The 13353-nt window shown below is 37.4% G+C and carries 9 protein-coding genes and 7 pseudogenes; 7 read left to right on the top strand and 9 right to left on the bottom strand.

Going from position 1 to position 13353, the window contains the following annotated elements; translation table 11 throughout:
- Positions 1-89: pseudogene (locus tag L6C30_RS13485) on the top strand (IS5/IS1182 family transposase); the annotation flags it as partial.
- Positions 90-162: 73 nt separating this feature from the next.
- Here L6C30_RS13485 and L6C30_RS13490 read toward each other — a convergent pair.
- On the bottom strand, positions 163-555 hold the full coding sequence (locus L6C30_RS13490; protein ID WP_236163267.1) for a hypothetical protein: 393 nt from the start codon (positions 553-555) through the stop codon (positions 163-165).
- A 218-nt stretch (positions 556-773) separates the two neighbouring features.
- On the opposite strand from L6C30_RS13490, the gene L6C30_RS13495 reads away from it, so the two are divergent.
- Together L6C30_RS13495 and L6C30_RS13500 are read left to right on the top strand one after the other, a co-directional pair.
- Positions 774-1547 carry a BRO family protein gene (locus tag L6C30_RS13495; protein WP_236163274.1) on the top strand — a complete coding sequence of 258 codons (774 nt, stop codon included), beginning with the start codon at positions 774-776 and terminating at the stop codon, positions 1545-1547.
- A 215-nt stretch (positions 1548-1762) separates the two neighbouring features.
- Complete coding sequence (locus tag L6C30_RS13500) at positions 1763-2353, top strand: uracil-DNA glycosylase family protein (RefSeq protein WP_236163268.1); 591 nt, start codon at positions 1763-1765, stop codon at positions 2351-2353.
- Between the two features lie 63 nt (positions 2354-2416).
- Here L6C30_RS13500 and L6C30_RS13505 read toward each other — a convergent pair whose 3' ends face one another.
- Positions 2417-3940: a phospholipase D family protein gene (locus L6C30_RS13505; RefSeq protein WP_236163377.1), complete on the bottom strand. Its 1524-nt coding sequence runs from the start codon at positions 3938-3940 to the stop codon at positions 2417-2419.
- Positions 3941-4259: 319 nt separating this feature from the next.
- Between L6C30_RS13505 and L6C30_RS13515 the strand changes: the two are divergent.
- A pseudogene (locus L6C30_RS13515) lies at positions 4260-4489 on the top strand (S-(hydroxymethyl)glutathione dehydrogenase); the annotation flags it as partial.
- Between the two features lie 461 nt (positions 4490-4950).
- Positions 4951-6009, top strand: a complete 1059-nt coding sequence (locus L6C30_RS13520; protein WP_236163270.1) for a 3-deoxy-7-phosphoheptulonate synthase — start codon at positions 4951-4953, stop codon at positions 6007-6009.
- Between the two features lie 94 nt (positions 6010-6103).
- Here L6C30_RS13520 and L6C30_RS13525 read toward each other — a convergent pair.
- The 5 genes and pseudogenes from L6C30_RS13525 to L6C30_RS13545 all read right to left on the bottom strand — a co-directional run bounded on the left by L6C30_RS13525 (position 6104) and on the right by L6C30_RS13545 (position 11630).
- Positions 6104-7299 (bottom strand): annotated as a pseudogene (locus L6C30_RS13525) (MFS transporter).
- Positions 7300-7590: 291 nt separating this feature from the next.
- The gene (gene gcvH, locus L6C30_RS13530) at positions 7591-7965 is read right to left on the bottom strand and encodes a glycine cleavage system protein GcvH (protein ID WP_236163271.1); all 375 of its coding nucleotides are present in this window, start codon (positions 7963-7965) and stop codon (positions 7591-7593) included.
- A 71-nt stretch (positions 7966-8036) separates the two neighbouring features.
- Entirely contained in the window at positions 8037-9065 is a 1029-nt protein-coding gene (locus tag L6C30_RS13535; RefSeq protein WP_236163272.1) for an AraC family transcriptional regulator, read from the bottom strand.
- A gap of 227 nt (positions 9066-9292) precedes the next feature.
- On the bottom strand, positions 9293-11152 hold the full coding sequence (locus L6C30_RS13540) for an ABC transporter ATP-binding protein (protein ID WP_236163273.1): 1860 nt from the start codon (positions 11150-11152) through the stop codon (positions 9293-9295).
- 241 nt (positions 11153-11393) lie between these two features.
- Positions 11394-11630, bottom strand: coding sequence for a VF530 family DNA-binding protein (locus tag L6C30_RS13545; protein ID WP_070155733.1), 237 nt, complete (start codon positions 11628-11630; stop codon positions 11394-11396).
- Between the two features lie 119 nt (positions 11631-11749).
- Between L6C30_RS13545 and L6C30_RS13550 the strand changes: the two are divergent.
- A pseudogene (locus L6C30_RS13550) lies at positions 11750-11910 on the top strand (IS3 family transposase); the annotation flags it as partial.
- A 105-nt stretch (positions 11911-12015) separates the two neighbouring features.
- Here the strand turns inward: L6C30_RS13550 and L6C30_RS13555 are convergent.
- Positions 12016-12401: pseudogene (locus L6C30_RS13555) on the bottom strand (ISNCY family transposase); the annotation flags it as partial.
- A 181-nt stretch (positions 12402-12582) separates the two neighbouring features.
- On the opposite strand from L6C30_RS13555, the pseudogene L6C30_RS13560 reads away from it, so the two are divergent.
- Positions 12583-12744 (top strand): annotated as a pseudogene (locus L6C30_RS13560) (VF530 family DNA-binding protein); the annotation flags it as partial.
- A 314-nt stretch (positions 12745-13058) separates the two neighbouring features.
- Here L6C30_RS13560 and L6C30_RS13565 read toward each other — a convergent pair.
- Positions 13059-13244: pseudogene (locus L6C30_RS13565) on the bottom strand (butanediol dehydrogenase); the annotation flags it as partial.
- Positions 13245-13353 lie beyond the last annotated feature (109 nt).

Genomic DNA, 13353 nt, shown 5'->3' on the forward strand with positions numbered 1-13353 from the left:
TAAGTGAACGCTATCGAAATAGACGGAAAAGATTCGGTTTACGCATTAACTTAATCGCTGCACTGGTAAACCGGATAAATTTTCAATAATGACTTTCGCAAGAGATCTAATAAATTCGATACAGGAAAAAATACCAAATTAAAGCACCTTACGGTGCTTTTTTTAATCCCTAAAACTCTCACTTCTAGGAATAGAGTACCAATAGCGAATTTTCTCACCGTTATTCAAAGTTTCAATATTTATAAGTTGATACTGAGGATTTTCAGAAAATAATTGAGAGATTTTCGCTGTTAAGTTTTCTTGTTGTTTTACAAGAGGAATTTGGCGTACGTCCTCAACACAATTTAAATCATTGAAATAAATAGAACGACCAGATTTACCTTCTTCTTTTGACTTTAAGCCTAAGTCCATCAGCTCTAGCATAGCGGTATTTAATGAGAGATTATTTTTTTCAGCATAGCTCATTAATGCCTCATATTGTTCTTGAGGCATACGGACTTGCGTGCGTTTCCAGTCATCTTGGGAAACGGCTCTACCTGTTTTATTTTCAGACATTTAAAATGCTCATAAATTATATTTGACATGATAATAACACTATGAAATACTAAATTCAATGACAAGATAATAGTATCATTATTGATTACAAAAAAGCCCCTACAACTTGGCGGAAGAGGGGCTTCTATCAACACACCATTGCAAGGAATATTGACATGACTAGTCTATCATTAAGTTTCAATAACGTAAATTTTTCACCTGTTTAGCAAGATGGGCAAATTTACATAACAGCAAGCGAATTAGCACAAGCACTAAACTATAAAAGTGTTAAGTCAGTAAGTAATCTTTACAACTCAAATAAAGATGAGTTTACCCCATCTATGTCATTAGTCATCGATTCAGTGACCAATGGAATTAACAACAGTAAGCGTAAATTAAGTGTTCGAATATTTTCTTTGCGTGGTTGTCATCTTATAGCAATGTTTGCACGTACTGATGTGGCTAAAGCATTCCGCAAATGGGTGCTAGACGTTCTTGATAAAGAAGTAGGCGCACCAATTGCCAAAACCCACAAATCAGAGCGTGAACCACTAACCAATGCTGTGAATATGCTCGTGGCTAAAACCAAGCACTTAAATTACTCAGAAGCCTATAAACTTGTGCATCAACGCTTCAATGTAGAGCATATAGAAGATATTCCGTATGAAGCTATACCAGTGGCAGTGGAATACGTGCATCACTTAATAGCGTTATTCTCCCAAGCAGAGAAAAGCCAAACTGCTATTTCAGATCGGTCACGTTCAATTGCACTCCATGCGTTATGGCTCAGCCACTGGTGGACAGAGTTTGGAGACGTGATCCGCAAGATCAGCCCAGTCATGGGACATGGCATCCATGACCATTTTAAATTTGCTGCAGAAGATGCACGGCAAATTGTAGGCAGGGAAGTCTATATGCCAATTTATGAGTTGGCGCAAAGACATGATTGGTATAAGGGCGGGATAGGCTACAAAGCACTGTCAGAATGCCGCAGTTTAAACCCCGTCATTTAGTGATATTTAGCCACCTTCGGGTGGCTTTTTTATGCCAATTTTTCACAAAATTCCACTGTCAATTAAGTCAATAAATTTTTAGCCTGAAAAAATCATATTGTGAAAATTTTGTGAATTTGATTTTTTAGCTAAATAATTAAACTCAGATCATTGCACTTTTCAGCTAAAATATATGAGATAATCAGCTTAATATATATTAAATAATCAACCTATAAGTGACTGATTCTAAAATAGAAACCCACCCACTAGAACCCTTTTTACCCGCCAATGCTAAGCTGTTAATGTTGGGAAGTTTTCCTCCGCCAAAAAACCGCTGGAAAATGGATTTTTACTATCCGAATTATCATAATGATATGTGGCGAATTTTTGGTTTATGCTTTTTTCAAGATAAAAACTACTTTTTAGATTTAGAAGCTAAAAATTTTCATCTGCATAAAATTATTGATTTTCTAAATACTACAGGTATTGCTATTTCAGATACGGCGCAGCAGGTGATTCGCTTAAAGGGCAATGCATCAGACAAATTTTTACAGATTGAAAAACCAATGGATATTGCAGCACTTTTGAGCAAGATGCCTTTATGTCAAAGCATTATGACCACGGGCGACAAAGCAACAGATACACTCATGTTATCTATGCCTGAATCTGCCGAAAAACCTCAAATTGGGCAGGTGACACATTGTTATTTCGCCGAGCGTGATTTGCATTTATACCGAATGCCTTCTTCTTCAAGAGCCTATCCTTTGGCTTTGGAGAAAAAGGCAGAAGCGTATTTTAACTTATTTAAAGAAATAGGCTTACTATAAGAAATTTGATGTTATTGCAGGGAAATTAATATGCTTCGATCAACTAATGCATACCCAATGTCATTACATCATCCATTCAATAGGGAATAATGACACTGTTTTCATCATAAAACGCTGGAACTGTGTGGTTTCAGGATCATGATGATAGGTTTGAATACTGCCATCTGCCTGATGATCTAACCAAATAATTTGATCGTTTTTATCTAACTTTAGTTCATACGCAATTTGTGGCAAATAACGGTCTAAAGATTGAGAAACATCGTTTTGCAATTGTTCAGATTCTAACACCAAGCCAATTTCGGTATTTAAGTAGGCAGAACGAGGATCAAGATTAAAAGAGCCTACAAAGACCATACCATCTATATCAAAGAATTTGGCATGTAAACTTGAGGCATTTTTGCCTTTTGCGGGAATTACGTTACCCGTTGCAACTTCATACCAAGTACGTTTTTCTCTATCTATATAAGGCTTAAACTCATACAAACGAATGCCTGATTTAAGTAAATCTTTTCGATACTGCTGATAAAAAGCATGTACCAAAGGTACATCATTGGCTGAAAATGAATTGGTTAATACGCGTATCTGTATTCCTTGTTTAGCCAGTTGTGTAAGTGTTTTAAGCCCATCATCTGTTGGAACAAAATAGGCAGAAACCAGTTCTATATGTTGTTTTGGTTCACCCATTAACTTTAACATTTGTTTATAAATGAGTTGCTCGCCTTGTGCTGTACCTCGAATTTTATTTGGCGAATCTGCGACAAAATACGCTCGAACCCACTGTACAAGTCGGTGTTCTAATTTGATGTTGATTTCTTCTTGTGCATTATCCACGCGTTTACGAATTTTATCTTTATATTTGTTATTTAATTCATAGCGATGACGCAATTCACGCAATTGCAAGGCGTTTCCTGTGCCTAATACTTGCTTTACCGAATAACTTAGTTCGTCATTCCAAAATTCTAAAAAAACGGCATTAGCTTGGGGAACAGCGCTGCCATAGAATAGAATATCCATATCTGTAAATTGAAAATTTTCACTGGCATCAAAATATTCACGGCTAATATTGCGCCCACCTGTCACGGCAATTGCACCATCGGCAATAATTAATTTGTTGTGCATACGGCGATTGATTTGTTTAAAACGTAACAAATAATCCATGACACGAAAATGCCGATATTTGTATGGATTGAAAATTTTTATTTCAAAATTAGGATGTTGGGCAAGCTGTTTGAAAGTTTGATCAAGTTGTGTACCATTTTGATCGTCAATTAATAAGCGCACTTTTACACCACGATCGGCTGCTTTGAGCAGTTCAGCCAACATCAACTGACCGATTAAATCATCTTCCCAAATGTAATATTGTAAATCTAAATGATGCCGTGCATTTTGAATCAAATATAAACGCGAGGCGATGCTACCAAAGGCATCATTTAGTGAAAGATAAGCCGTTAAATTTTTAGCTAAGTGCGCATCAATTTCCTGACCATTCAGCCAATGATCGACATAATGGGCAACAGGGCTATCTTTGCTCGCTTGATTCGTCGGTAAACTGCATCCTGTCAGTAAAATTGCGTAAAAAGCGAACATTCCAAGCCAGTAATAAGATCTTTGGATCTTCATGATTATTCTTAAGTCATTCTGTATTTATACATGGCGATTATCCTCATGTTAATGCTTGGAACTCTAAATAGAAAGAGGATTTTGTTAGCTATCTATTAGGGATAATATGCTCATAAAATTATGAGTAGCCATCGCATTCGGTCTAGGTTAGCTGTTTGAAATTGATGATGTACCATCGCAGGCTAGAGAAGTCTTGATCAAAATTACCCACATAAGGCTATGCTATACCGATGCATTTACCTTGTCGAGTGAAGACTCTGAAAGGGCTTTTCGACCAGTTCTTGGGCATAAAGGTGTAGGTATTGTTGTTGAAGTTGGTGAAGATGTGAGCAGTGTATTGCTTACTGGTCGTACATGGAAATGAACAGGATTTGGTAGTGAAAAGGTCGTTCGCGATTGCCAGACATGGTTGAAGAAGCTATGAAGGGTGATATTCAACTCGAACCATTTATAACCCACACCATGGGATTATCTCAAATTAATGAAGCCTATCGTTTTGGTTTTTTTAATCTCTGATTTGCTAAAGACCATAAATAAATGTTACTTAACTTTGATAAATACATTCAATAAAATTTATTTTACAAAAAGGATTGCCAAACGGAACAATACAGCGTATTTTAATTTTAACAGCTCATTTTTTGATGAAAACAAGATGTTAAAGCAACCTTTAATCGCAAACGCTTACTATTACTTTTGGCAGTTTCAATGATTGCCTGAGTCGCGTTCGGGCAAAAGGTTGCCCACCAGTTGATACCTGATCGGCAACCCTGATCAGGTTTTTTTATGTCTGGTGTTTTAAATTTTATAATTATCTTGGAGATTTAATCATGTATAACGTTAATTATTCATACTTTAACAACTTTTATTGGTTTAACTTTAGTCAGTTTATGACTCAAGCCTTGCAATCCATTAGACCCATAACGCTGAAATAAATGATCGGACTGTAAAAAAGATAAACAGTCCAAAGGAACAGACCAATGAATGCTTTAAATTCTGCTTTACAACAACAGACAAACAATATTGAAATTAGTTTAAGTTTACCGTATCAACTCAAAGCGCAACTCCCACTTTCATCTGCACTAAAACAACAAGTCGCACAGCATAGACAAATTATTCAGAACATTTTAGCGGGCACAGACCCTCGCTTATTGGTCATTGCAGGACCTTGTTCAATTCATGATCCGCAAGCAGCACTCGAATACGCAGAAAAATTAAAGCAATTACAAAGCCAAGTTTCAGATCAAATTTTCTTGGTAATGCGTGCCTATATCGAAAAACCACGTACCACAATAGGCTGGAAAGGCTTTTTGTATGACCCAAACTTAGATGGCTCAGCAAATATGCAACTAGGCTTAGAAAAATCACGTGAACTGTATCTACAAATTATAGAAATGGGTTTACCGATTGCCTCTGAAATTTTAAGTCCAATGGCAACAGGATATTTTGATGATGTACTGGCTTGGGGTGCAATTGGCGCACGGACCAGTGAATCACAAATTCACCGTGAAATATCCAGTGCCATGCCTTATAGCATTGGTTTTAAAAACGGAACTGATGGCTCCATTCAAATCGCCTTAGATGCAATTCAATCGGCGAGTCATCCACATCAATTCATGGGAATGAGTCAGTCAGGTTTACCTGCTATTTTGTCTTCACAAGGTAATCCGCACGCACATTTAATTTTACGTGGCGCAAATTCAGGACCAAATTATCATTTGGCAGAAATTGAGAAAATTCAGCAAAAAGCCAAAGGGCAGTTGCCTGCATTCATTATTGACTGTAGTCATGGCAATAGCCATAAAGATCCACAACAACAACCGCAAGTCTTGCGTACCATTGTGGCAGAACGTGAACAGACGCAAGTCCGTGGCATCATGTTAGAAAGTCATTTGGTCGATGGGAATCAAAAGATTTCTTGCGATATGACCTATGGTCAATCTGTAACTGATGGCTGCTTGAGTTGGTATAAGACTGAGCAACTGCTCATTGAGGTAGCTGAAAGCTTAAATCGTCAGATTTTGGCTAAAACTGCATAAAAAGAAAACTCCAGAAACCCAAAAAACCTTAAATTTCAGGTTTTTTTGGGGGGCCGTATTGAAAAATCTAATCTTCTTGAATCGGGTGTTAAATCTAAGCTTGAATGTCTGAATGGGGTTGTTTAGCCACAACAAATTTATAGAAAACTAAACTGATCAATGTCAAAACAGCACACAGTACATACGCCACTGTATAGTCATAACCTGCAATGACATAACCTAAAACTAAAGCACCCATGGCAATTCCAATGTCATAACAACAGAAATAAGTTGAAGTAGCAAGTGCAATACGGTCTTTTGGTGACCGTTGAATGGAAATGGTTTGCAAACATGGCTGTGCTGAACCAAAACCGATACCAATCAATACTGCTGCAAACATAAAGCCGATCACACTTTGTACTTGGCTCAAGACAATTAATCCTAAAGCAAATAATGCAATTGCAGGATAAATCACCACGCTCGGACCACGACGATCATAAATTTTTCCTGTAATAGGGCGCAAACTCATCATAGAAATTGCAAATACCACAAAGAACAAACTAGCATAAGACAGCATGTGGCGTGATTCTGCAAAAGTTGAAATAAACGACATAATGCTGGCATACGCAAAAGACACCATCATCGCCATCAGTGAAACTGGCAGAGCTTTTTTCTCTACAAAATCATATAGTCCCAATTTACGTTTTGGTGTCGATGCCACTTTTACTTTATTCGCTTGTGCCACAAGCGGAATCATCAAACAAAAAGCAAAACCCACCCAAACACTTAAAGACAATAAAGTTAAATAGCTGAATAGGAAATGGTTTGAATCAAACCTAAACCAACTAAAGGTCCTAATACGATCCCTAAATTTACCGACATCAAAAAATAGCCCATACCTTCACCTTTTCGACTGTCTGGAATAAAGTTATTAGCAATAGGAACGGTAACTGTGGTAACAATGCTGAACCAAATCCCATGTAAAAAACGCAGTACGAGTAAAAACACTAAACTATCTACAAAAATGTATGCCACGCTACACAGACAAAACATGATTTCAGATACGTATAAGGTTTTCTTTACACCAAATTTTTCAATAATCAGCCCGCAAAAAGGACGAATCGCGATTGCAGATAACATAAACAAAGTCATGGCTAAGCCTGCTTAGGACAGGTTACCGCCCAATTCATTCACAATATAAATAGGCAAAATTGTCGTTTGCGCAAAATAAAATATGAATAAGAACAAGTTATTCAATAAGCAGAAAATAAATGACTTATTCCATAAATGTTCAGTATTTATAGCAGGCATAACTTAAACCTATATATGGTGTGTGAAGCAGCGTGAAATGTGTACTTTGTTATACAGATGCTTTGTTATTGCAAGTTATCACACCACCAAGATCATACAAAAATAATAAACCATTTATGTGAAAAGTGTAGTTTTTTAATAAAATTATGGGGAAAATGAGGTTTTGATTCTGTTTTTTTCATTTTTATCAACTAAAGATAATTTAATTTATTTTACAAATTAGAATACAAAAAAATCAGCCGAAGCTGATTTCTTTGAATTTGAGCGATTCAAAGCTGCAAATTTTTAGGCTTATAAACCAGATTCATATTCCGCACTCGATAAAAGTTGTTCTACATCTGCAATATTGTCTGGTTTGATTTTATAAATCCAGCCTTTGCCATATGGTTCATCATTTACAAAGTCAGGGTCATCATCTAAATTGCTATTTACTTCAACGACTTCACCTGAAACAGGTGCGTGAATATCTGAAGCTGTTTTAACAGACTCAACGACACCAGCTTGTTCACCCGCAATGACTTTTTGACCAACTTCAGGCGCTTCTACATAGACTAAATCACCTAAAGCATCTTGTGCGTGGTCTGAAATACCCGTGACGACCAAATCACCTTCAATACGCACCCATTCATGTGTTCTTGCATATTTTAATTCCGCTGGGTGATTCATTAGATAACTCCTTAAATTGTATCGAACCTTTTTGCCATGTTTTATACATGTTTTTTGCCAAAAACAAAAGTTTATAAATACGGATCTTTACGCCAATTGCTCGGACTACGCCCACTCCAGCGTTTAAAAGCACGACTAAAATTAGCTACATCGCTATAACCCAATTCATCGGCAATTTGTTCAAGCGTGAAGTCCGTACGGGAAAGCAGGGAAGTTGCATGCCTATAACGGACTTCATCAACCAAGTTTGAAAATGAAGTCCCTTCTGCAGCCAGATGGCGTTTAAGTGTGCGGTCTGACATGTGTAGATGAACGGCAACATTTTCAATGCTTAAATAATGCTGTTCTGCGTGGGTTAAAATATCACGCACACGCATAGAAATGCGACGACGTTCACCTAGAGCTGAAAGTTCGGCTTCACATTGATTAATCGCAATTTGACTGGCAATAGGATCGGCATTAATCATTTTTAAGCCCAGATATTGCTTGTCAAAACTTAAACCTAAATAAGGCTGATCAAAACGAAATTGATGATCAGGGAATTTAGTAAAATATTGCTCAAAACCTGCAGGTTTAGGAAAGTCAAAATCGACTTCGCCCGTAAAGTGTTGGGTACCTGTCATGGCTTTACTCATGGTAATCATGCCAATGATTAAAGCAATTGCGATTTCTGTGCGTAAAGGTTCCATGTGAATGTCGCACTGCAATTGCAGATTGGATTTTTCACCAAAAGTCGAGAAAAACAACTGTAAAAAGGGCATACGCAGTTGAATAAAACGATTGGCTAAAATCAGTGCATCACTAATTTCATGCGCAGTCATAATAGCATAGCCTATAAAGCCATGAATTGAAATACGCATTTGCGTACCAAGATGATAACCGAGCGTCGATTCACCTGTGAGTTTTAAAGCGTGTTTGACCAATTCATTGGCAAGAGGTGTAGGAATCCGAAATTCTGGGTCTGCCAACATTTCGCTATTGAGTTGAAATGGTGAAAATAAGGTATCTGCGTTATAGCCCCAACGGGATACAACATCTAAAACCAATAAGCCATAGACCCCTGGAACACCTTGTTCCTGACGTGCTGATATTGTTTTCATGCATGTTCCATTGCATTTGCTAATTTTATTTTAATTTACCTTAGCGACTGTCATCTATTTTTAGCTTAGCTTGCCAAACAACTGCATCACAATGTAGATGACATATTGCATCTTGGCATGAAAATTAAAGATATTCTATGAAAATTGTTAGACAAAACAGGCTTTGACTACATGCGATAAATCTGCATCTCATCAAAGCCTGAGTAACAGCAAGATTGCTGGATATCTTAATCTTTATCTGTTGATGGTTTTACAATTTTATCTTGTTCGACTAAAAAACCACCTGTTTGACGCTGCCAAAGTTGTGCATAAATTCCGTTCATCGCAACTAGTTCATCATGCGTACCTTGTTCTGCAATACGTCCTTGATCAAGCACAATTAAACGATCCATTTGTGCAATGGTGGATAATCGGTGTGCAATCGCGATTACAGTTTTACCTTGCATCAGTTCATCAAGGCTCGATTGAATTGCCGCTTCAACTTCAGAGTCAAGCGCGCTGGTGGCTTCATCTAAAATTAAAATAGGCGCATCTTTTAAGAAAACACGGGCAATGGCAATACGTTGACGTTGTCCGCCTGAAAGTTTAACACCCCGTTCTCCCACGTAGGCTTCATAGCCTTTTTTGCCACGTAAATCGGTCAATTGTGGAATAAATTCCTCGGCTTTAGCTTTGCGTACTGCTTCAAACATTTCTGCATCAGTGGCGTCAGGTCGCCCATATTTAATATTTTCAGCCACAGTACGATGTAATAGTGAAGTATCTTGAGTCACAAGTGCAATGTTTTTACGCAAACTGTCTTGGGTCACATCTTCAATATTTTGCCCATCAATCATAATTGAGCCGTGTTTGAGTTCATAAAAATGCAAGAGCAATTGAATTAAGGTCGATTTACCTGCACCTGAGCGTCCCACAATACCAATTTTTTCGCCTGCACCAATATGCAGATTAAACTGGTCAATCACGTTTTTACTGTTATAAGCAAAACTTACATCTTTAAACTGAATTTCGCCTTGAGTAACTTGTAATGGCTTCGCATCGGCTTTATCTTGTATCGCAATTGGACGTCCAAGAGTTTTCATACCGTCTTGAATGGTGCCGACATTTTCAAACAGGGCAGAGGTCTGCCACATCATAAACTCGGCAATACTATTCAATTTGAGAATCATGGCTGTGGTGGCAGCAATAATACCTAATTCAGCACGACCATTGAGCCAAAGCCAAATAGCAGTACCTAAAACACCGACATATAGCACCACACTCAGTAAATTAATGCTGATTTCATATTGAGCGCCCAAACGCATTTGTTTATAAACTGTCACCATAAATTCTTGCATTGATGCTTTGGCGTATTGGCTTTCACGACCTGCATGCGCAAATAATTTTACGGTTTGAATATTGGTATAAGCATCCGTCACACGTCCTGTCATCACCGCACGTGCATCGGCTTGTTCATTAGATACTTTGCTCAAACGTGGAACAAAATAAACTGCGGCAAGAATAAATAAAGCCAGCCATAGCAATAATGGCAAAATGAGTATTGGAGAAATTGCGCCCAACACCAGACTAATTGTAATAAAGTAAATGAATACATAGGCAAGCATATCGCCCAAAATGACCCAAAACTCCCGTACGGCTAAAGCGGTTTGCATAACTTTGGCAGACAGTCGTCCTGCAAAATCGTTATGAAAAAAATCTAGGCTTTGTTGCAGCATTAAATTATGGAAACGCCAACGCAAGCGCATTGGAAAACCGCTGTATAGTATCTGATGCTTCACTATCGACTGCGCACTGGCAAAAAAGATATTCGCCAATAAAATACAAAACAGCAAAGTAAGGTTCTGTTGATGTTGGGCAAGGAAAGTGTCTGGCTTACTTTGACTAAGCCATGTGACTAAATCGCCAATTTTTGCATATAACAAAGCTTCAAAGCTGGCAGCGCCTGCAGTACATGCAACCAATAACAATAAATATGGGCGCACACCTGAAGTTGCTTGCCAAACAAAGGCAAAAAAAGTGGTTGGCAAGGGTTCGGTCAAACCTTTATTTGGATAAGGATCTATAAGTTTCTCGAACCACTTGAGCATACGATATTACCTTGATGACTAAACTTAAATTTAACGACATACAAAATTAAAAGAATTAAAAACAAGTGCTTGGGATAAAACCAAGGGTATTCACCTGAATTTTCATGACGAATAACATTCCAACTTGCAGAGCTAGTTTACGCCATAACACAGCAAATGTTGAAAGAAGAAATATAGATGGTTAATTTGCATACAAAACTATGTCAAAGATTCACTTTTATCTATAGGGTGTTGCCTAAGGCTAGGGTTTCTGTTTTGCTTTTTGACGTAACACATACAAATATAAGCTTTCTACTTTTTCACGTGCCCAGGGTGTGGTACGCAAGAATCGCAATGATGATTTAACACTTGGATCTATGCAAAAACATCTAATTTCAATTTTACGACTTAAACCTTCAAAGCCACCGTAGTAATCCAATAATTCATCCAAAATGTCAGCAAGTTTTTTGCCATGTAAAGGGTCATTGGAGGTGGTCATAATAGATCAATCGTATTTTGGGTGGCCATTATTATAACCCGGTACCAGGTTTGTCGGAGACAAAATTTTCTGAGATGAGAAGCGTTGCTTCGCAAGTTGTAGCGAAGCGTAGTGATCCGATGAAAAACCTAAATACACCCGCTGAAATCAGAGATAGAGCGGTTCAATTATTGATTGAATGTGAAAAGATTATCCATCGAATTGGGCTGCGATCACTGCGATTGTGCCTAAAATTAGTTGCACTCCTGAAACTCTACGAGTTTGGTATCAAAGATATTTATAACTGAATATTTAATTTATCATCACACCTAAAACCATAGAAAATTAGGTTTTACAGATATTTTTTTGTGCTAGTATTTTTAGAATTTAGCTATAGATCAACATAAAATTGCAGATATACCAGCTTGCCAGTGGCATCATTGATACTCACCAATAAACAGCAATTAGCAGCCCGTCCTTCAAACCAGTCAGATATGAGCTATTTATCTGCGTCAGCTCGAAGTAATCCTATTTATGGGCGGATTCAGGCGCTTGGAGCGAGGAGTCGATAAATCGGCTGCAATCATCCAAGAACCTAGTGTTTCTACTGAGATATCAAAACTATGAAAGGTGTGAGCTTTTCATGCACTAAATTTGAGCTTTATATTTCTGCTATAAGCGTCTCATCTGACGTTCTGAGATATGAAGTAGCTGAGGAGTCTAAGATTGGGTTATGCGTTGATCGCAGATTTCCTGCAAGACCGACAATCGTTTAAGTTCTTTATCCGACATAGACACCAATATATCAAAACGTTAGCTAAGCAAATTGCAGAAGTGTATATTCTAAAAGCGGACATTTTTACTTTGGAGAAACCGGACATTTCTATTTTGGAGTTACAAAAATAATAATTGCGTATAATCTATATTATGTTAAATAAATAACACCTGTCATTTTGTTCATTATTTCTGATGTGGCTTTGATGGCTTAAGTCGTAAAATTGAAATTAGATGTTTTTGTATAGATCCAAGTGTTAAGTCATCATTACGGTTTTTACGTACCACACCATTGGCACGTGAAAAAGTTGAAAGCTTATATTTGTATGTCTTACGTCAAAAAGCCAAACAAAAATCGTAGCTATCAAAACTCAGCATAATATTTTATACCAAACAGAAAACTAAACTTAGTGAATAGCCAATGATTTTGTAGATACCTTTCAATTAGTTAGTGGTAGACTGCCACCACTCTCCTGGCAAAATTTAGTCTATATCCCTATGGTTTATTTAAAAACTTATTTTCTATCTTTACTAGACTGTATGATCAAAATCATACTGGCACTCAACACTGTAAATTTGAGAATGGATCTGTACGTACAGACTCATTCCCTATCTATAAAGATATTAGAAATAGCTACATAGAGTTTATTTCTAGCTTATTCAAATTAGGCTTTACTATGGATGAACAATAATTTTTACAGCCGATTCATTATTATGAATCAACGTTTCAAAGCCTTTAGAAACAAGATCATCTAATGCAATACGTTGGGTAATAAAAGGTTCTAGATTAATCTTACCTTGCTCGACTAAACGGATAGTTTCCTGATGATCATTTACATAAGCAATCGTGCCACGAATATCGTAAGCGTCCGCTGAACCCCATGCCTATTTTTTAATTCGGTTCAGGTTTCCAGCGGTGTGGTAGCAATTCTTCAATCTGAGTCACTTTATGTGTCGGCAACCTTTTCAG

Origin of the sequence: Acinetobacter sp. KAM396 (assembly GCF_021602765.1) — a bacterium.
Taxonomy (GTDB): Bacteria; Pseudomonadota; Gammaproteobacteria; order Pseudomonadales; family Moraxellaceae; genus Acinetobacter; species Acinetobacter towneri_A.